17 protein-coding genes are annotated in these 21,811 nt (G+C 30.3%); 14 read left to right on the top strand and 3 right to left on the bottom strand.

Annotated features, from left to right (window positions below; translation table 11 throughout):
* Positions 1-59 precede the first annotated feature (59 nt).
* The 3 genes from ABDZ93_RS02455 to ABDZ93_RS02445 all read right to left on the bottom strand — a co-directional run bounded on the left by ABDZ93_RS02455 (position 60) and on the right by ABDZ93_RS02445 (position 4,082).
* Positions 60-1,886: a sensor histidine kinase gene (locus tag ABDZ93_RS02455; RefSeq protein ID WP_343823307.1), complete on the bottom strand. Its 1,827-nt coding sequence runs from the start codon at positions 1,884-1,886 to the stop codon at positions 60-62.
* A 14-nt stretch (positions 1,887-1,900) separates the two neighbouring features.
* Positions 1,901-2,605 (bottom strand): response regulator, encoded by a 705-nt coding sequence (locus ABDZ93_RS02450; RefSeq protein WP_343823305.1) that lies wholly within the window; start codon positions 2,603-2,605, stop codon positions 1,901-1,903.
* 241 nt (positions 2,606-2,846) lie between these two features.
* Positions 2,847-4,082, bottom strand: a complete 1,236-nt coding sequence (locus ABDZ93_RS02445; protein WP_343823303.1) for an aminopeptidase — start codon at positions 4,080-4,082, stop codon at positions 2,847-2,849.
* Between the two features lie 287 nt (positions 4,083-4,369).
* Here ABDZ93_RS02445 and ABDZ93_RS02440 point away from each other — a divergent pair, with 287 nt between their 5' ends.
* The 14 genes from ABDZ93_RS02440 to purD all read left to right on the top strand — a co-directional run bounded on the left by ABDZ93_RS02440 (position 4,370) and on the right by purD (position 21,805).
* Positions 4,370-4,882, top strand: a complete 513-nt coding sequence (locus tag ABDZ93_RS02440; RefSeq protein ID WP_343823301.1) for a DUF8052 family protein — start codon at positions 4,370-4,372, stop codon at positions 4,880-4,882.
* A gap of 94 nt (positions 4,883-4,976) precedes the next feature.
* Positions 4,977-6,620: a carbon starvation CstA family protein gene (locus ABDZ93_RS02435; RefSeq protein ID WP_343823299.1), complete on the top strand. Its 1,644-nt coding sequence runs from the start codon at positions 4,977-4,979 to the stop codon at positions 6,618-6,620.
* A 383-nt stretch (positions 6,621-7,003) separates the two neighbouring features.
* Positions 7,004-8,401, top strand: a complete 1,398-nt coding sequence (locus tag ABDZ93_RS02430; protein ID WP_343823297.1) for a Sapep family Mn(2+)-dependent dipeptidase — start codon at positions 7,004-7,006, stop codon at positions 8,399-8,401.
* Positions 8,402-8,425: 24 nt separating this feature from the next.
* Complete coding sequence (locus ABDZ93_RS02425) at positions 8,426-8,866, top strand: VanZ family protein (protein ID WP_343823295.1); 441 nt, start codon at positions 8,426-8,428, stop codon at positions 8,864-8,866.
* 4 nt (positions 8,867-8,870) lie between these two features.
* A complete protein-coding gene (locus ABDZ93_RS02420) occupies positions 8,871-9,644 on the top strand; it encodes a YdcF family protein (RefSeq protein ID WP_343823292.1) in 774 nt (257 codons plus the stop codon).
* A 95-nt stretch (positions 9,645-9,739) separates the two neighbouring features.
* Positions 9,740-10,687: an ROK family protein gene (locus tag ABDZ93_RS02415; protein ID WP_343823290.1), complete on the top strand. Its 948-nt coding sequence runs from the start codon at positions 9,740-9,742 to the stop codon at positions 10,685-10,687.
* A 263-nt stretch (positions 10,688-10,950) separates the two neighbouring features.
* The gene (locus ABDZ93_RS02410; protein ID WP_343823288.1) at positions 10,951-14,721 is read left to right on the top strand and encodes a phosphoribosylformylglycinamidine synthase; all 3,771 of its coding nucleotides are present in this window, start codon (positions 10,951-10,953) and stop codon (positions 14,719-14,721) included.
* A 25-nt stretch (positions 14,722-14,746) separates the two neighbouring features.
* Positions 14,747-15,226 (top strand): 5-(carboxyamino)imidazole ribonucleotide mutase, encoded by a 480-nt coding sequence (purE, locus tag ABDZ93_RS02405; protein ID WP_343823286.1) that lies wholly within the window; start codon positions 14,747-14,749, stop codon positions 15,224-15,226.
* Positions 15,226-15,927 carry a phosphoribosylaminoimidazolesuccinocarboxamide synthase gene (gene purC, locus ABDZ93_RS02400; RefSeq protein ID WP_343823284.1) on the top strand — a complete coding sequence of 234 codons (702 nt, stop codon included), beginning with the start codon at positions 15,226-15,228 and terminating at the stop codon, positions 15,925-15,927. Before purE ends, purC begins: the two co-directional genes overlap by 1 nt.
* 39 nt (positions 15,928-15,966) lie before the next feature.
* On the top strand, positions 15,967-17,391 hold the full coding sequence (purF, locus tag ABDZ93_RS02395) for an amidophosphoribosyltransferase (RefSeq protein WP_343823282.1): 1,425 nt from the start codon (positions 15,967-15,969) through the stop codon (positions 17,389-17,391).
* A gap of 16 nt (positions 17,392-17,407) precedes the next feature.
* Positions 17,408-18,406, top strand: coding sequence for a phosphoribosylformylglycinamidine cyclo-ligase (gene purM / locus ABDZ93_RS02390; protein WP_343823281.1), 999 nt, complete (start codon positions 17,408-17,410; stop codon positions 18,404-18,406).
* A complete protein-coding gene (purN, locus tag ABDZ93_RS02385) occupies positions 18,394-19,008 on the top strand; it encodes a phosphoribosylglycinamide formyltransferase (RefSeq protein WP_343823279.1) in 615 nt (204 codons plus the stop codon). The genes purM and purN overlap by 13 nt, the downstream gene beginning before the upstream one ends.
* A gap of 4 nt (positions 19,009-19,012) precedes the next feature.
* A complete protein-coding gene (gene purH / locus ABDZ93_RS02380) occupies positions 19,013-20,530 on the top strand; it encodes a bifunctional phosphoribosylaminoimidazolecarboxamide formyltransferase/IMP cyclohydrolase (RefSeq protein ID WP_343824505.1) in 1,518 nt (505 codons plus the stop codon).
* A 30-nt stretch (positions 20,531-20,560) separates the two neighbouring features.
* Positions 20,561-21,805, top strand: coding sequence for a phosphoribosylamine--glycine ligase (purD, locus tag ABDZ93_RS02375; RefSeq protein WP_343823277.1), 1,245 nt, complete (start codon positions 20,561-20,563; stop codon positions 21,803-21,805).
* The last annotated feature ends 6 nt before the right edge of the window (positions 21,806-21,811 follow it).

The raw sequence follows: 21,811 nt of genomic DNA, 5'->3' as shown, positions 1-21,811 counted from the left end.
AAGCTACCTGTGCTGCATAGATTTAAGGTAGCTTTATAAAATTTATTTCATTTTATAGTCTAAGATTTTGGTAGTTTAATTATTACTTTAAATAGGTCTCCATCACATTTTACCTTAAGAGTACCATTATGAAGCTCTACTATAGTTTTAGAAATAGCAAGGCCTAAGCCAGAACCTTCTATTGAAGAGTTTCTAGATTTATCACCTCTAACAAATCTTTCAAGAATTTCATCTTCATTAAAATCTAAATCATATTTTGAGATATTTTTTACTATTATTTCACATTCAGTTTCATTCTCAACAACTTCTAGATAAATTCTAGAGTTCTCGAGAGAATATTTTATAGCATTGCATATTAAGTTATCCATAACTCTTGAAATTTTAGCTCCATCTAGATTTAAGTGACAAGCTTTATCTCCGATTACTTTAAAGATAAGATTTTTATCTTCTCCTAAAAAACTTAGTTCTCCAAGGTTTTGGTGTATCAGTTCTACAATATCTACATCACTTTTACTTAAAGTGATTTGTCCAGAACTCATCTTTGACATTTCAAATAGATCTTCAACAAGTTTTTTTAATTTAGTTGATTTATTATCTAAAATTGTAACATAGTCTCTTATCTCGTTTTTATCAAGAGATTCGTCTTTAAGTATGTCTACATAATTTACTATAGAAGTTAATGGGGTTTTTAAATCATGAGATACATTGGTTATAAGCTCAGTTTTTAATTTCTCGTTTTGAATTCCTTCTTCAACCTTCTTTTTATGACTTACCTTTAGATTATTTATTTCTATGGCTAAATTAGACAAAGTACCAAAATTTTTAGTATTTATATCTATATCCATATCGCCATCTCTAACTTTCTTTAGGTATTTAATTAGATTTTTCTTGTTATTTATGCCTTCTAAATATCTTACACATATATTTATTATTATTATTATAAAAGTTAAAATTATAAAGGTAACAATAAGATCACCGTTAGAATAGAAGAGATAATCATTTGAATTAAATATTTTAGACAATGGTAAATACATAACCCAAAATATTAAAAGTCCTATTAGTGTAGTATCAAAAAATAAGTTTGTAAACACAGTCTTAATATTTACGAAAAAAATATTAATAGATTTTATTGTCCTAAAAATAAGTAAATTGTTAAAATTACGTATATATTCTTTTATTCCAAAGGTTTTAATACAGAAAAATTGTTTAATTACTAAAAGTATAAATATAATTAATAGAGGAATAGAGAAATAAAATCTAAGTCTTATTAAGTTTGCAATACTACTATATTTAGTACCGCGAATAAAGTAAAGTTCCTCTAATTCTGCATTAGGAGAGGTATATGCACCATTATAGTAACCATCATGTGGAGCTGAATAATGTGATAAATTATTAGAACTATAAACCATTACATCATCTTCTTTAGATAATTTTATTAAGGTATCTTTAGGTGGAAGTTCATTGAAAGGATATTCTGAAAACCAATTTCTGTTAGAAAACCACCTATTATTAGCTTTATCTATAAGTAAGACTCCAATTTCACCACTAAAAGAAGTTTCTAATGAGTTTTGTATAATTTTTGCATCTTCATCAGTGTTACAATAGAGAACTTTTGAAAATGTATCTGTAAATTCTAGTAAATTCTCTCTGAAATTGATGACATCATTTTGTAACATTTCATTCTTAAAAGTTTTTTCGTTAAAAATAGCAGTTCTATAAAAGCTGTGGCGGTTAGTATAATTGTCATAATCCACTAATAATATTTGAAAAAACTTTGGAAGCACAATTATACCAATAATAAAGATTATTAATATTTCAATTAATGTTGTGTTTTCATTAGAAGCATTAAACCATTTTTTTATTAAAGTTTTTATATTGGAAGTCAATGTTTAACCCTCCTTTAATTATGTTTTTCAATCTTATATCCAACACCCCATACTACCTTTATGTATTCAGGTTCTTTAGAGTTAATTTCAATTTTTTCACGCATTCTTCGAATATGAACAGTTACTGTATTCTCACTATGGTAAAATGGAGCTTTCCATACATTTTCATATATTTCTTTTATAGAAAACACTTTGCCGGAATTAGAAGCTAGAAGTAGTAAGATTCCATATTCTGTAGCTGTAAGCTTTATAGATTCATCCCTTAGCGTTACAGATTTTAGCGTTGTATCAATAATTAAGTCTTTGATTACAATTTTATCTTTTAAATTTACATTTTCTATATCAAGAGGTTTTTCATATCTTCTTAGCTGAGATTTAACTCTAGCTATAAGTTCAAGATGATTAAAAGGTTTAGTTATATAATCATCAGCACCACTATTTAATCCAATAATTTTATCGAGGTTTTCGGATTTAGCAGATAGAATTATTATAGGTATATTTCTATTTTCTCTGATTTTTAAACAGGTTTTTATACCATCAAGCTTAGGCATCATTACATCTAATAATATTAAATGAATCTTTTCTTCTTCTAAAATCTGAAGAGCCTCAATTCCATCATAGGACTTTAACACATTTAAGCCTTCACGTTTTAAATATATTTCTATAGCATTGCATATTTCAACTTCATCATCTACTACTAAAATATTGAAATTTGACATACTATTGAGCACCACCTTTTATTTTTAAACAATTTTTATAATATACAATTAATATTTTACAACATAAATACACAAAAAGTATTAAAACTTTCTTACTAATTATAATAATTATATTTTCAATGAAAAAAGAATAACTAATAGATAATTTTAACTTGATAAATTATCTATGGGTTATTCACTAAGATTGATACTATAAATATATATTTATATAAAATTAAATTGATATAGTAACATTTAATAATTAGATAGCCCAATTACCATTAATAAATATAGGAGTTTTTGAACCATCAAAGCCAATACCAGTAATATTTAAATCAGAAGTTCCTATCATAAAGTCAACATGAGTCAAGGAATCATTGCCACCTAGAGTTAAAACTTCTTCAGTAGTTTTGTTTACTCCTTCTTTCACACATAAGTTATATGCTTTACCTAAGGCTAAGTGGCATGAAGCATTTTCGTCATACAGAGTGTTAAAGAATACTATATTTGAATTTGAAATAGGAGAATCAAATGGAACTAAAGCAACTTCTCCAAGATAATGAGAACCTTCATCAGTTTCGATTAAAGACTTTAAGGACTCGTAGCCTTCTTTAGCTTCAAAATCAATAACTCTTCCATCTTTAAAGGTAAGAGAGAAGTTGTTAATTAGATTACCACCATAGTTTAAAGGCTTTGAGCTAAAGACTTTACCAGTAACTCCTGTTTTCTTTGGCATTGAGAAAACCTCTTCTGTAGGCATATTTGCAATAAATTCTATTCCTTCTGGAGTGTATTCTGCTCCACCTATCCATAGATGATTATCCACAAGCTCTAAATTTAAATCTGTACCTAAAGAGTTGGTGTAGTGAAGAGATTTAAAGTTTTTCTTATTAAGATAGTTTATCTTTTCAATTAAGTTTTTCTTGTGATACTCCCAAGCTTTAACTGGATCTTCTTGATCCACACGTACTATATTAAATATGTTTTCCCATAGTTTATTTATTGCTTCATCTTCAGAAAGGGAAGGAAATACTTTAGTTGCCCAACCTTTTGTTGGTAGAGCTATTATAGACCAAGAGTTTTTATTACTCATAAGTCTTTCACTAAATTCTCTTGTAGATATGCTATAGGCTTTTTGTGCAGCTGCAATTTTTTTAGGGTCCACATCTTTTAGTAGTTCAGGATTTGATGCACTTATACTTAAAAAGCAAGCTCCTTCTTTAGCATAGGTAAGCATGGATTCTTTCATCCAATCTGGATATGATTCAAAAACATCCATTGGTGAGTTAAGATATTTGAGTTTAGCACATTCTTCATCATTCCAATGAACAACAACTTCTTTTGCTCCAAGTTTATAGGCCTCATCAACAATCATTCTTGTGAAATTAACACATTCTACAGGTGATTTTATAACAAGAATTTGATTGGGCTGTACATTTACACCAATTGATACACTAAGTCTTGCATATTTTCTTAATAGCTTATCATTTATTTTCATATACTCAGATCCTCTCTTTAATAATTGTAGAATAATTTGAAATTATTCTAATAGAGTAAATTCTCAATGCATTTCCATTATATATGTAAAATTATTAAATTTCCATATAAAATTATATTTATAGCATAGGTTTTGCTGTTACATATAAACGAAAAAACATCATAGATTATAACTATAAGTAATGAAAAATAAATATAACTATAAAATATTTATATTAATTTTCCATAATTATTATAATTCAATAACAATATGCATAAAAATAAGTATAACATATTTTAGGAGGGTATATGGATAAATTAAGTTACTTAAACCATCTGGAAAAAATATTTTCTAATAATTTCCATTTGGAGATTAATAAGAGTCTAATGAATAAAAAGATAGATATTTATGGAGTTTGGAATATGAAGTTTGGAAGAAGCTTTATTTCTAGAAATAAAATAATAGATGAATATGAGTGTAATGAACACTGTTTAGTGATTAGTGAAGATAGAGTTGATGAGAAATTTTTAGATGATTTTATAAATTATCTTAAAAATTGTACGTTAAGTATAGTTAATCCACACAGGAATCATAAAACTACATACATAACAGGAATACTTGTAACTAAAAACATTAATGATAAAGGTATTATAAGGAAAATTAAAAGATTTAATTATACTAAGAATTACAGAATGAGTTTTTATGGTTGGAGTATTTTAAGGCTTATTGTAGTGGATTTGAGTAACGGTGAAATTTATCATAATAAAATATCTAAAGATATAGTTGACAACTTAACCTTTGATAAAGTTAATATAATTTAAACAATAAGTGGTATTTCTTTAGTTTAACAAAACTTAGTTAAAAATAAGGTTTTGAAATTTATGACCTTATTTAAAATATAAAGGAGGTTTTGGTATGAATTCATTAGCACTATTATTAATTTGCATAGCTATATTCCTTGTAGCCTATGTAACTTACGGAGCCTTTCTTGCTAAAAAATTTGGGATTGATCCAAAAAGAAAAACTCCAGCCCATACACTAAGGGATGATGTAGACTATTGTCCAACAAATTCGAAGGTATTACTTGGACACCATTTTTCATCTATAGCTGGAGCAGGTCCAATCACAGGACCTATTCAAGCAGCTATATTTGGATGGTTACCTGTATTATTATGGGTAATCATAGGAAGTATTTTTATAGGTGGGGTTCATGATTTTGGATCATTAGTTGCATCTGTAAGGCATGACGGAAAAACTATAGGCGAAGTTATTAAAGTGAACATTGGAGATAAGGGAAAGAAACTATTTAATATATTTGGATGGGTAACAATTGTATTAGTAGTAGCAGCTTTTACAGATATTTGTGCATCTACATTTGCTTATGATCCTGCTATTCCTGAAAATTTGATGGGCGCTCAAGCTGGAACAGCATCTATGCTATTTGTTGTATTAGCAGTAGTATTTGGATTTAGTGTATATAAAAGAGGGGCTAGATTATCAATGGCTTCAGTAATAGGGATAGTATTATTGATATTTTGCATTTATATAGGATATACATTCCCAATTATTAAATTATCAAAGTTTGGCTGGCAAATACTATTATTAATATATATTTTTTTAGCATCTACATTACCGGTTTGGATGTTATTACAACCAAGAGATTATTTATGCTCATTCTTACTATACGGAATTATTATAGGTGCTCTTCTTGGAATAGTAATAAAACGTCCTGCTTTGGAATTAGCTGCTTTTAATGGTTTTAAAGTGGGTGGAAAAACTCTATTCCCGTTCTTATTTGTAACTGTTGCTTGTGGTGCTATTTCAGGTTTCCATTCTCTTGTTAGTTCAAGTACCACATCCAAACAGATTGACAAAGAAGAACCAGATGCTAAACTTATAGGATATGGTTCTATGCTTATTGAAGGTATAGTAGCTGTTATAGCTCTCATAGCTGTAGGTTATGTATCTAAAGCAGAAGGTACACCTGCTGCTATATTTGCAAATGGTGTTGCTAATTTTATGGGTGGATTTGGAGTTTCTAAACAAGTTGGTGTAGTATTTGTTACTTTGTGCTTTTCAGCCTTCGCACTTACAAGCTTAGATACAGCTACTAGGATAGGCAGATATATTTTACAAGAGTTATGTGAGGGGAAAGATGGAAGAAAGAATATTGTTAGTAAAAATATGTATGTATCAACTGGAATAACTGTTTTAGCCTCTTTTGGTTTAATACTTTATGGATATAACAAGATATGGCCAATATTTGGATCCGCTAATCAACTTTTAGCAGCTCTTGCGCTTTTAGCTATAACAGCATGGCTAACTAAGAGTGGAAAGAAAGCTTTAGTAACTATTATCCCCATGGTATTCATGTTTATTGTTACATTATCTGCTTTAGGTTTATTAATTAAAGAGTATATTTTCTCATCCACTCCGAATTATATATTAGGTATAATTGCATTAATACTATTTATTCTTGCTATAGTTTTGATCGTAGAAGCATATAACACATTAGTAATAAATAAAAATTCAAAGAAAAGTACTACTAAATCTATGTAAAGTAATATAGTTAGCATATTTTATAGAAAATAAAAAGTTATATTTATAGTAAAAGAGCCTATTGATAAATTAATTAATAGACTCTTTTATTATGGTTATAATAGAATATCTATTATGTAGTAGTATCTACATATAATATAATTATATTGCCAAATTACGCAAAGGTTGTATAAGAGTATTTCATCTGGAGAATATTTATGTTATAAATAAATATGAAGAATGAATTTAATAGGGTGTATATAACTAGAAATTATTAAAACAATTCATCAATCCAATGAATAAGTTTACAATGGATTTATTGTAAGTTGTAAAAGTCTTTCGAATATAAGGAGGTGAACTTTAGTAAGTATGGTACTTATTGGTACAAACTTCTAAAGTTATTTATGTTTAAGGAACATATAGATGCAAATAAAGATCATATAATAATGGATTTAATAGAGTTAGTAAAAATAAGAAGTGTAGCTTCAAATAAAAGACCCAATATGCCTTTTGGAGAAGAAGTTCATAAGAGTCTAAAGTATGTGTTAGATAAAGCTAAAGATATGGGATTCAAAATTCAAAACTTTTGCGGATACTGTGGCCAAGTAGATGCTGGATACGGTGATTATACAATCGGTATTTTATGTCATGTGGATGTGGCGGAAGAGGGTGAAGGATGGACAAAATCGCCATTTTTAGGAGAAGTTTATGATGGTAAGATATATGGACGAGGTATTGTAAAGGCAAAGGCACCTTTAATAGCTTGTTTATATGCTATGAAATTCTTGCAGGATGAAGCTCTAATTCCAGAGGGAAAAAAAATAAGAATGATTGTTGGAGCGGATAAGGAAACTGGAATAAAAAGTATAAATTATTATAAGGAATATGAAGTAGCTCCAGATATAGGATTTACTCCAGATGGTGTATTTCCTGTAATATATGGAGAAAAGGGCATTATGAATTTGGATCTCCATATGGAGTTTTCTGGTGGTTTTGATGCACCTATTAATATAGTGCAAATAGTTGGAGGACACAGTATAGATTCTGTACCCTCTAAGGCAAGTATAATACTTAGTTGTGAAGATATATTTAAAGAAAAAATTGAAACTGAGCTAAAAATATTTTCAAAACGTGAAAACATAAAATATGAAACTCTTAGTCAAAATAAACTTATGAATATTGAATTTATAGGTAAGGAAGCTGATAGTAACAACCCGGATAAAGGAGTAAATGCAATATCCTATGGAATTAAGTTCCTTGAGAATTTTGAGGAATTTATTGATAGAATGGAATTTGTTCATGAATATAATAGATTAATTTCTACATCTTATAATGGAGAAAAAATAAACTGTAAATTACAAGATGAAGATTCTGGAAATTTTACTCTCAATGTTAGTACTATAAATCTAAATAGTGATAGAGTAGATATAAAGGTTAATATCACCTATCCTATCTCATATGTATATAGTGATGTATTAGAATTGGTTAAAGATGGTTTTAAGTATTCTTCTCTTAAGATAAATAGTGTAAATCATCTTAGATCAGTTTCCTTTTCTAAGGATAGCTTTGTAGTAAAAAAACTTATGAAGGCTTATAGAGAAGTTACTGGTGATGAAGAATCACAGCCTTACGTAAGTCCAAAAGGGACATATGCAAGAATAATAAGTAATATAGTATCCTTTGGACCTATACTTCCTAGAAATAAAGAGTTAAATTATGAGGTTGATGAGTTTATTACTGTAGATGAATTTATAGATTTAGTAGAAATTTATGCTATGGCTATATATGAACTATTAAAATAAAGTTTCAAACTATTGAAAGGGGTGGTGGATATTAAGAAAAAAAATATATTATTGCTTATAACTATTTTGTGGATTAGTTTTATATTTTATATGTCATCTCAGCCAGCGGTGGAATCTTCAAGTTCTAGCTCTAGGATAGTAAATGTTCTATTGAATACATTGAATTTAGATGAATCTAAGAAGGAAGTATTGACTGTAATAGTTAGAAAGGGAGCTCATTTTACAGAGTATTTAATATTGAGTGGTTTAGTTACCGTCACTTATGGAGCTTTTAATAACAAGAAAAATTATTCTTTTATTCTATTATCATGTGTATTAGTAGCTTTAAGCGATGAGTTTTTGCAGGGGTTTATTGTGGGTAGGAGTTCAGAAGTGAGAGATGTGCTAATTGATTTTAGTGGTGCACTTACATTTCTTTTAGCAAATTATATAACTGCTAATATAAAAATTGTGAAAAGAGGATAATTTCATGGGAAAACTAAAACTATATTATATATTTGAATACATAGGATGGTTTGCTATCATATACTACTTTATTTTAACAATAGTTAGCTTTCATGCGGCCTTTGCAGAATTTTGGTTGGTATTAGCCATATTGAGCTATATAATTTATAGGACGTTAAAAAACAATCTTATAGGACATTCCTTAGTAAAGATATTAGCTATATTTATCTCTATAGGACTTATAATTTTCTTAACTTTAGAAGGTTTAATTATATACACTGGAACTATAGAGGATGACCGTGCTACAGACTACGTATTAGTATTAGGTGCCGGAATAAAAAAGGAGAAGATATCTACATCTTTGCGCTTTAGATTAGATAAGGCTATAGAATTCAATGAAATTCACAGTAATATACCAATTATAGTTAGTGGTGGTATGGGAAAAGGAGAAGATATTACTGAAGCTCTGGCTATGAAGAGATACTTGGTAAGTAATGGAGTGAAGGAAAATAATATAATAATGGAAGAAGAGTCTACTAATACCTATGAGAATTTTAAGTTTTCAAAAGAAATAATGGAAAATAAAAATAATGAACATAATAGTGAATCAAAAGAAAATATACGTGTTACGTTAATAACAAATAGATTTCACATGTTTAGAGCTAAATATATAGGTACTAATACTGGGTTAAATATATATTGTTATAGTGCTCCAAATGAAATATCTACAGCATTAAATTTTTATGTAAGAGAAAGCTTTGCTTATATAAAGGAGTTAATTTATCATTATATAAAATAAGATCAAACTTAACTGGTTGTTGATCTTGTTATTGCTAAACATTAACATCATAGATTTAACAATATATAGCTTAGGATCGATAGGAGGAGATTTAGATGTATATAGGAATAGATTTAGGGGGTACTAATATTGGTATTGGTATTGTAAGTAGTGAAAATAAGTTAATATACAAAGATTCAATTCCTACTACAAGCGAAAGAGGATTCAATGACATTATTGAGGATATAATGGCTTTAATTTCTAAAACTATAAATGTTAATAATATACCTAAAGATCATATAGAAGGTATAGGAATAGGCATACCTGGAATAGTGGACCCTAAGAGTGAAATCATAATTGATTGCGTAAATCTTAGATGGAATAATGTGGATATTAAGAGTGCTATTGAGGGAAATTTGAATATTCCAGTTACTGTAGGCAATGATGCTACTGTAGCTGGAGTAGCAGAATTGGTAGTTGGAGCTATGAGAGGTTGTCAAACAGGAGTTTTACTAACCTTAGGAACAGGTATTGGTGGAGGCATAATAATTAACGGGCAGGTATATGATGGGTTTCATGGAATAGGATCTGAAATTGGACATATGATAGTGGGAGAAAATTATTATAATTGCAATTGCGGAAGAAATGGATGCTTAGAAACTTTTTCTTCATCTACAGCCATAATAAAGTATGCAAGAAAATTGATAGAAGAAGGAAATGATTCAACTATTATGACTGAAGTTAAAGGTAATTTAAATAGTATAGATGGAAAAGTTATATTTGATCAGGCTAAGGCTGGAGATAAATTAGCTTGTAAAGTAATTGATAGAATGACTAATTATTTAGCTATAGGAATTATGAATATTATTACTGTAATAGATCCTGAAGTTTTTGTCATAGGAGGTGGATTATCGGCTACAGGAGAATATCTTATTTCTATAATAAGGGACAAAGTATCCCAAATAGCTTATTATAAAGGTATGGATATAGGGCAAATTATATTGTCTCGAATTGGAAATGATGGTGGTATTATAGGAGCAGCTGCTTTGTGTAGGTATAGATAACAACTATATATTTAATAAAAGTACTTATGGATATAAAAAATTTTCCGTAAGTACTTTTATTTTTTAAAAAGTTCATAATATGTTCATAAAACGTTTCGAAAAAATCTAAAATTGGATTATATGTGTAGCACATATAAAAAAAATATGAAGTTTTAAAATAAAGGTTTATTTTTTTTCTTTTTTGTATTATTATATAAATAAAGACGAATAATAAACAATTAATTTTATGCAATGTTCGTATATGTTAAAGGGGGATACGTTAAATGAATAAAATATTCACCATTTATGTTGAAAAAAAATCAGAATTTAATAAGGATGCGCAAGAGTTATTGAGAGAAGTTAAAAACTTATTATCAATTAAAAGCATAAATGATATAAGACTAATAAATAAGTATGACATTTGTGGGATCACAAATGAAGAGTTTGAAGCAATAAAATACACGGTATTAAGTGAAAAGAATACCGATAATATATATGAGGAAGAGATAGATTTAGAAGGAAGTAAATATTTTGTAGTTGAATACCATGAAGGTCAGTATGATCAAAGGGCTGATTCAGCAGCTCAATGTATTCAATTAATTACACAAAAAGAAGCTCCACAAGTTAAGACTGCAAAAGTAATAGCTCTATATGGAGAGGTTACCGAAGAAGAGCTTAAAAAAATAAAGAATTATTACATAAATTCTGTAGATTCTAGGGAGAGTTCACTAAAGAAAAAAGAAATTATAATGGAAGCTCAAAACTTGCCATCAGATGTAGAAAGAATAGATGGATTTATAAATATGAAAGAAAGTGAATTGGAGAATTTTTTAAAGGAAAGAGGGTTATCTCTCAATATTGGAGATATAGTTTTAATAAGAGAGTACTTTAAAAAAGAAGATAGAAATCCTACAATTACAGAAATAAGAGTATTAGATACTTATTGGTCAGATCACTGTAGACATACTACATTCCAAAGAATATTAACAGATGTAGAATTTGAAGAAGGAAAGTATATAGAGCCTATTAAAAAAGGGTTTGAGATATATGAAGACTATAGAAAAAAAGTATATAAGAATAGAGAAAAGCCTATGACTTTGATGGACATGGCAGTTATAGCTATGAAAAAGTTAAGAGAAGATGGAAAGCTTGAAAAATTAGATCAATCTGAAGAGATAAATGCATGTAGCATAGTTATTGATGTGGATGTTAATGGAAAGTTAGAAAAGTATCTTTTAATGTTTAAAAATGAAACCCATAACCATCCAACAGAAATTGAACCTTTTGGAGGCGCTTCAACTTGCCTTGGAGGAGCTATAAGAGATCCTCTATCAGGTAGAAGTTATGTATTTGGAGCTATGAGAATTACTGGCTCTGGAGACCCAAGAAAAGATATAGAAGAAACTTTAGTAGGAAAGCTTCCTCAAAGAAAGATTACTAAGGAAGCAGCAAAGGGATATAGTAGCTATGGTAATCAGATTGGACTTGCTACAGGATATGTAAGAGAAATTTATGATGAAGGGTATGTAGCTAAGAGAATGGAAGTGGGAGCAGTTCTTGGAGCAGTACCTGCCAAAAATGTTATTAGGGAAGTGCCAACTACAGGAGATGTAGTAATATTACTTGGGGGAAGAACAGGAAGAGATGGAATTGGTGGAGCTTCAGGATCATCCAAGGAGCATAATGAAAAATCTATTGATAATTGTAGTTCGGAAGTTCAAAAGGGAAATGCACCTACAGAGAGAAAAATCCAGAGATTATTTAGAAAAAATGAAGTTACAACATTGATAAAGAGATGTAATGACTTTGGTGCCGGTGGAGTTTCTGTTGCTATAGGAGAACTTGCTGAAGGTATTAAAATTAACTTGGATAAAGTTAAGAAGAAATATGATGGCCTAGATGGAACTGAATTAGCTATATCGGAATCACAAGAAAGAATGGCAGTAGTGGTTGCAGAAAAAGATGTAAAGAAATTTATAACTCTTTGTGAGGAAGAAAATTTAGAAGCTACAGTAGTGGCAATAGTTACTGAAGAAAAATCCATGATTATTACATGGAAAGGTACAGAGATAGTTAATCTAAAGAGAGATTTCTTAGATACAAATGGAGCTAGTACTTATGGTAAAGTTCATGTTACTGCACCAATTGAAGAAAACAACTACTTTAATATGAAAAAAACTAAGTTATCATTAAAGGAAGCTTTTGAAGAAGTGGCTAAAGACTTAAATGTGGTGTCACAAAAGGGACTTATGAATATATTTGACTCCACTATAGGAGGAAATACGGTATTAATGCCATATGGAGGCGAAACTCAAAAAACTCAAGTGGATGGTATGGTATTTAAGATACCAGTAGAAAATGGAGAGACCACTACCACAGCTTTAATGGCTCATGGGTTTAATCCTAAAATTTCGAAATGGAGTCCTTTCCATGGAGCATTATATGCAGTGGTTGAGAGCGTTACTAAACTAGTAGCTTTAGGTGGAGATTTAAATGGAATTTACCTTTCTTTTCAAGAGTATTTTGAAAAGTTAGGAGATGACCCTAAAAAGTGGGGAAAACCATTTTCAGCATTACTAGGAGGTATTTATGCACAGCATAATTTAGAAATAGCAGCCATAGGTGGCAAGGACAGTATGTCAGGAACATTTAAAGAACTAAAGGTTCCTCCTACACTAATAAGTTTTGCTGTAACTACAGGAAACATAGAAAATACAATAAGTAATGACTTCAAGAAAGTTGGAAGTAAAGTTATAGTAGTGAATGCTCCTATGAAGGAAGATTTTACTCCAGATTTTAAGGTGTTAAATAATAATTATAAATTGGTAAATGAATTAATAAAATCAAGAAAAGTTTTGGCAAGTGGAAGTATAAATTTTGGTGGAGCTATAGAAACTCTTTCTAAAATGTGTTTTGGAAACAATGTAGGTATTGATTTAAATGAGAAAATTTCTATTGAGCAGCTTCAACAAATTGGGTATGGATCTATCATACTAGAAGTTAACAAGGATTTTAATGTTAAAGATGAAAACATAATTTATCTTGGTGATACGGTAGAAGAAGAGGCGATAATAGGAGTAAATGAAAAAATACAATTAAATAAGTTAGCTAGTTTATATGAAGATGGACTTGAAGAAATTTTTAATAAAAACTATGGAAAAGACAAATTAAATAATATTGAAATGAAAGATAAAATATTAAAAGATAGAAACAAGAGAGGTGAAAATATAAAAGTTTCACCAATGATTAAGATTGCAAAACCTAAGGTGCTTATTCCGATTTTCCCTGGAACAAATTGTGAATATGATTGTGAGAGAGCTTTCTCAAAAGCAGGGGCACTGGTTGAAACTTTAATATTTAATAATTTATCTCCTGAACATATAGGGCAATCTATATTAAATATGGAGAAAAAGATAAAGGAATCTCAAATAATTATGTTGCCAGGAGGATTTTCAGCAGGAGATGAGCCAGATGGATCGGGTAAGTTTATAAATGCTATATTTAGAAATGAAAGAATTAAAAATGCTGTTATGGAGTTATTAAAAAATAGAGATGGATTGATGCTAGGAATTTGTAATGGCTTCCAAGCACTTATAAAACTAGGACTTGTACCTTATGGAGAAATAAGAGATATTGCAGAGGATAGCCCAACCTTAACCCATAACTTAATTGGAAGTCACCAAAGTACTATGGTAAATACTAAAATAGTGAGTAATAAATCACCATGGCTTAGTGAGTGTAACGAAGGTGAAATTTACAAAGTCCCAATTTCTCATGGTGAAGGAAGATTCATTGCCAATGAAAATGTGATAAAGAAATTGTTTAAAAATGGTCAGGTTGCCACTCAATATGTAGATAACAATGGTAATCCAACCTATGATATAAACTTTAATCCAAATGGATCTGTATATGCAATTGAAGGAATCACAAGTATAGATGGAAGAGTATTTGGGAAAATGGCTCATAGTGAGAGAGTTGGAAATGGCGTTATTAAAAATGTGTTAGGTGAACATGATATGAAAATCTTCCAGAGTGGAGTAAGGTATTTTAAATAAAATTTTAGATTTGGAGGAGTACTAAATGAAGGTAGCAATTATATTTGGAAGTAAGTCGGATACTGAGGTAATGAGAGGTGCAGCGAAATGCTTAAGAGAATTTGATATTCCTTTTGAAGCTCATGTGTTGTCAGCTCATAGGGTACCAGAAAAGTTAACAGAAGTTTTAAAAAAGCTAGAGGAAGAAGGCTGTGAAACAATTATAGCTGGAGCAGGGCTAGCAGCTCATCTCCCAGGAGTTATAGCTTCAAAAACTATTATACCGGTAATAGGTGTTCCAATAAATGCAGCTATTAATGGGGTAGACTCTCTTTATTCAATAGTACAGATGCCAAAATCAATCCCAGTGGCTACTGTAGGAATAAATAATAGCTATAACGGTGGAATGATGGCAGTTCAAATGCTTTCAGTGAAGTACCCAGAAATTAAAAATAAATTAAAAGAATATAGAAAAAATATGAAAGAGAATTTTATAAAGGAAAATGAAGTGGGGGTAGAATTATAATGGATATGAAGAATTTTATTTATGAAGGAAAAGCAAAAAGAATATTTAAAACTGAAAAGGAAGATGAAGTACTAGTTTACTACAAGGATGATGCAACAGCTTTTAATGGAGAGAAGAAGGCATCAATAGCTTCAAAGGGAATACTAAATAATACTATCAGTTCTATAATCTTTGAAATGTTAAAAGAAAAAGGAATAAAGACTCACTTTGTTGAAAAAATTAGTGATAGAGAACAAATATGTAAAAGAGTGGATATAATTCCTCTAGAAATTATAGTAAGAAATATAGCAGCTGGAAGTATGGCTAAGAGATATGGGGTTGAAGAGGGTACAGAGCTTAAGACTACAGTACTTGAAATTAGCTATAAAAATGATGAGTTAGGAGACCCTTTAATGAATGATTATCATGCTATGGCCTTAGAAATAGCTACAAAAGAGGAATTAGATTATATATATGACCAAGCTTCTAAAGTAAATAAAATACTTACTGAATTTTTCTTGAATCAAGATATAAAATTAGTAGATTTTAAATTGGAATTTGGAAAACTTAATGGAGAAATATTACTAGCAGATGAGGTTTCACCAGATACGTGTAGATTATGGGATCTTAAAACAGGAGAAAAGCTTGATAAAGATAGATTTAGAAGAGAACTAGGAGATTTAGTAGAAGGATATACAAAGGTGCTTGAAAGAATTAAGTAATTGATCATTGGCAAGAGTATTTTTTAGGAGGAAACAGTAATGGATTTTAAGTTTAAGGCTTCTAGTTACGATGGATATGAGTGTTATGATGAAGATAAATTTCATGATGAGTGCGGGGTATATGGAATATATAGTAAGAAGGACAACTTAGATGTAGCAAAAAGGACATATTACGGTCTTTATGCCCTTCAACATAGAGGTCAAGAAAGTGCAGGAATAGCAACCTTTGATGGAAGCGATATGAATTGCCATAAGGATATGGGTCTTGTATCTGAAATATTTAGTAAGAAAATCCTAAAGGAATTAAATGGGTATGGTGCAATTGGACATGTAAGATATTCTACAGCTGGGGGGAGTTCACTAAAAAATGCTCAACCCCTTATGGGAAAATTTAAACTTGGAAACATTTCTATAGCTCATAACGGAAATTTAACTAATGCTGCTATTATTAAAGAACTTTTAGAAGATTCAGGGTGCATGTTTCAAACATCTACTGATACTGAGGTAATTATTAATCTTATATCTAGAGGGTCGAAGAAAGGAATACTTCAAAGTGTAATTGATTCTATGCAAGCTATAAAAGGTTCCTTTGCTATTGTAATATTAACTGAAAATGAGTTAATAGGAGTTAGAGATCCATACGGAATTAGACCATTATGCCTTGGAAAAATAAATGAAAGTTATGTATTAGCATCGGAAAGTTGTGCACTTAATGCTACAGGTGCTGAATTTATAAGAGATGTTGAACCTGGTGAAGTAGTTGTAATTAATGAAAATGGTGTAAAATCCATAAAGTTTGGTGAAAAATCTAAGCTTGCCACTTGTTCCTTTGAATATATATATTTTGCAAGGCCAGATAGTGTTATAGATGGAATTAGTGTTAATAATTCAAGATATAAAGCAGGAATCAAGCTTTATGAAGTAGCACCGGTGGAGGCTGATATAGTAGTTGGGGTGCCAGATTCAGGAATGTCAGCTGCTATGGGATATGCAAAGGCATCAGGAATACCTATAGATATGGCACTTATTAAGAATAAGTATATTGGAAGAACTTTCATAGCTCCAACACAAGAAGAGAGAGAAGCTTCGGTAAATGTTAAGCTTAATGTGATAAAAGATAATGTTTTTGGTAAAAGAGTTGTTTTAATAGACGATTCTATAGTACGTGGAACTACAAGTAAGAGATTGGTAACTATGCTTAAGGAAGCTGGAGCTTCTGAAGTTCATTTTAGAGTTTGCTCCCCTATGGTTAAATATCCTTGTTATTATGGTATTGATATACCTTATAGAAGTCAGCTTATAGGAGAGAAAATGAATGAAAAAGAAATAGGGGAAGTCATTGGAGCAGATAGTCTAGTATATCTTTCAAAAGAAAACTTATTAGAATGTCTTGAAAGTGACCATGGATTTTGTTGTGGATGTTTTGATGGAGAGTATCCAATTTCCGCACCGGTAAAATTATAGTAAGGAGTGATATAGGATGATAACATATAGAGATGCAGGAGTTAATATAGAAGAAGGTTATAAAGCTGTAAAGCTTATGAAAGAATATACAGCTAGAACTTTAACTTCGTCGGTTTTAAATGGAATAGGAAGTTTTGCTGGAATGGTGAGACTACCAGAAGGATATAAAAAACCTGTATTAGTTTCAGGTACTGATGGAGTAGGAACTAAAATTGAGATTGCAATTAAGCTTAACAAATTTGATACAGTTGGTATAGATTGTGTAGCTATGTGTGTTAATGATATTCTATGTCATGGTGCTAAGCCTTTGTTTTTCCTAGACTATATTGCTTGTGGAAAATTAGATTCTCTTATAGCTAGTGATATTGTAAAGGGTGTTAGTGAAGGATGCTTACAAAGTTATGCTTCACTTATTGGTGGAGAAACAGCAGAAATGCCAGGGATGTATGATTTAGGAGATTATGATCTTGCTGGATTTGCTGTTGGGATCGTGGATGAAGATAAAATTATAGATGGAAGCAAAATTAAAGAAGGAGATACCCTTATAGGCATAACTTCTTCTGGTGTGCACAGTAACGGATATTCTCTTGTAAGAAAAGTTGTTACAAATTATGACGAAGTCCTTGAAGGAAGAACTCTAGGTGAGATTTTATTAGAACCAACAAAGATATATGTAAAGCCAGTATTAGCACTTATGGAGAAATTTGATATCCATGGAATGTCGCATATAACTGGCGGTGGATTTTATGAAAATGTACCAAGAATGTTTAAAGATAACTTTACAGCAGAGATTAAAAAGGATTCTTTCCCAAGACAACCTATATTTCAGTATTTAATTAATAATGGCGTAGATGAATATCATATGTTTAATACCTTTAACATGGGAATAGGTATGGTTCTTGCAGTAGATAGCTCTGTTAAAAATGATGTAATTAATGAACTTAAAGCTCTTGGAGAAGAAGCTTATGAAATAGGTAAAGTACAAGCTGGAGGTGGAGGAGTTTGCTTAATATAGCAGTGTTAGTTTCTGGTGGAGGAACTAATCTCCAGTCTATCATTGATAGCATTAAAAATGGATATTTAAAAGATGTAAATATTAAGTATGTTATAAGTGATAGAGAAGGAATCTATGGAATAGAAAGAGCTAGAGCGTACAATATAGATACTTTAGTTTTAGACAGAAAAATATATAAGAAAGATCTAAGCAACAAAATTTATGAAGTGGTAAAAGATAAGATAGATTTAATTGTTCTTGCAGGATATTTGTCAATTATTTCATCTCCTTTAATAGACGGTTTTAAAGATAGAATAATTAATATTCATCCTTCACTGATTCCGAGTTTTTGTGGAAAAGGTATGTATGGAATTAAAGTTCATGAAGCTGCAATAGATTATGGTGTAAAAGTTAGTGGATGTACAGTACATTTTGTAGATGAAAATACAGATACAGGAGCTATAATTATCCAGAATGTAGTAAATGTAAAATCAGATGACACTCCAGAAAAGCTACAAAAAAGAATATTAAAAGAAGAACATAAAGCTTTGCCATTAGCTATAAAGCTTATGAGTGAGCATAAGATTTTTATAGAGGATAGAAAAGTTATTATAAAGGAGTAATGGAATTATGAAAAGAGCTTTAATAAGTGTTTATGATAAGAATGGAATTGTAGAGTTTACAAAATTCTTAGTAGAGCATGGGATAGAAGTTATATCTACTGGTGGTACCTATAGTCTTTTAAAGAAAAATAACATAGAAGTTAAAGAAGTAGCAGAAGTTACAAAGGCAGCGGAAATGTTAGATGGAAGAGTAAAAACACTACACCCTGTAGTTCATGGAGGTATCCTTGCCATTAGAGATAATGAGGAGCACATGAAGACTTTAAAAGAAAGAGAAATAGATACTATAGATTTAGTATGTGTTAATCTATATCCTTTCTTTGAAAAAGCTAATGAGGGATTAACCTTTGAAGAAACAGTAGAATTTATAGATATAGGTGGTCCAACAATGCTTAGAAGTGCTGCTAAAAACTTTAAAGATGTGGTAGTAATAAGTGATGAAGAAGATTATAAAATAGTTATGGAGGAAATGAAGGAAAGTGGAGAAGTTTCCTTTGAAACTCGTAAATATCTTGCTATGAAGGTATTTAACTTAACCACAGCCTATGATAGTGCAATATGTGAATACTTATTAAACCACATGGAGAATAAGGATAAACATTCAAATAAGTATTTATCCTTATCTTATGAAAAAATGGAAGATTTAAGATATGGAGAAAATCCTCATCAAGAAGCTTCTGTATTTACTAATACAAATAAAACTGGAATGCTTAATAATATTGTAATATTAAATGGTAAGGCACTTTCTTACAATAATATAAAGGATATGGATATAGCTTGGAAAGTAGTAAATGAATTTGAAGAAATTACCTGTTGTGCTTTAAAACATAATACACCTTGCGGAGTTGCGGTGGGGGATTCTGCTTTAGGGGCTTATAGTAAAGCATATAGTTGTGATAATGTTTCAATTTTTGGAGGTATAGTAGCCCTTAATGCTAAAGTAACTAAAGAGGCAGCAGAAGAAATGAAAAAAACTTTCTTAGAAATTGTTATTGCGCCTGAGTTCGAAGAAGAAGCTTTAGAAGTACTTAAAACAAAGAAAAATCTAAGAGTTATAAAATGTACGAGTAAACCAAGTGATAAAAAAGAAGTTATTTCTGTAGATGGAGGTATATTAGTACAGGATGTAGATAGAAAGCTTTATGAGGAATTAAAAGTAGTTACAGAAGCAAAACCTTCAAAGGAACATATGAGTGATATGATATTTGGAATGAAGGTTTGTAAATATGTAAAGTCCAATGCTATAGTGGTAGTTAAGGATGGTATGGCCAAGGGAATAGCTGGTGGACAAGTTAATAGAATTTGGGCTACAACTCAAGCTATAGATAGAGCTGGAGATGGAGTAATCCTTGCTTCTGATGGGTTCTTCCCATTTAGAGATTGTGTAGATGAAGCTAGTAAACATAATATAAAAGGAATAATTCAGCCAGGTGGATCTATGAGAGACAATGAGAGTATTGAGGCATGCAATGAGTATGGCATACCTATGGTTTTATCAGGAGTGAGACATTTTAAACATTAGTATCCTAGAAGTTAAACTTGAGGTGATTTTATGAAAATTTTAGTTATAGGAAATGGTGGAAGAGAACATGCTATAGCATGGAAACTTGGTAAGAGTGATAAGGTTTCAAAGATATATTGTGCTCCAGGAAATGGTGGTACTTCTATGGAACATAAATGTGAAAATATTAATTTAACAGATAATGATAAACTTCTAAACTTTGCTTTAGAAAATTCTATAGATTTAACTGTAGTTGGACCAGAAGTATACCTATGTAATGGTATAGTAGATCTATTTAAAAGTCACAATCTAAAAATATTTGGACCTAGTAAGAAAGCAGCAACTCTTGAAGGAAGCAAAACCTTTGCTAAGGAATTTATGAAAAAATATGGAGTTAAAACTGCAGCTTATGAAGCTTTTAGAGATTCAAAGAAGGCTTTAGAGTATTTGGAAAAGGCTGAATATCCAATAGTTATAAAAGCTGATGGACTTGCTGCAGGTAAGGGCGTTGTTATAGCTGAAACTAAGGAAAAAGGAATTTTAGCCATTAATGATTTCATGGTTAATGATACTTTTGGAGGAGCTGGGAATGAAGTTATAATTGAGGAGTTCTTACAAGGTGTAGAAGCTTCAATATTAAGTATTACGGATGGAAATACTATAATACCTTTTATATCATCTAAGGATCATAAGACTATATTTGAGGATAATAAGGGGCCTAATACAGGTGGAATGGGAACTGTAGCTCCGAATCCATATTGTAATGAAGTGGTTTTAAATGCCTTTGAAGAAGATATTTTAAAGCCCACACTTAAAGGCATACAGGAAGAGCACTTAGATTATGTAGGAATAATATTCTTTGGATTGATGATTTGTGAAAAAGGAGTATATCTTTTAGAATATAATGTTAGAATGGGTGATCCAGAAACTCAGGTTGTATTACCTCTTATGGAGAGTTCTTTTATTGATATAATTGAAACAGCTATAGAAGGAAAACTTAGTAAGGATATGGTTAAATTTAAGAATAAGACAGCTTGTTGTGTTATAGGATCATCAAAAGGATATCCAGGAAAATATGGAAAAGGTGAGTTAATTACAGGTGTTGATAGTTGCAGTGAAAAAGTATTTGTTGCTGGGGCTGAGACTATATATAATAAATTAATTACCAGTGGTGGCAGAGTTTTAGGAGTTACAGCTCTTGGAGATAATTTAGAAGAAGCTAGAGAAAAGGCATATAGAGGGTTATCACAAGTGAATTTTAATGGAATGTATTATAGAAAAGATATTGGTAAATAAATACTG

Source organism: Clostridium subterminale, assembly GCF_039521425.1.
GTDB classification, from domain to species: domain Bacteria; phylum Bacillota; class Clostridia; order Clostridiales; family Clostridiaceae; genus Clostridium_J; species Clostridium_J subterminale.
The sequence above is the reverse complement of the archived record's forward strand: the minus strand, read 5'-3'. Positions and strand labels throughout refer to the sequence as shown.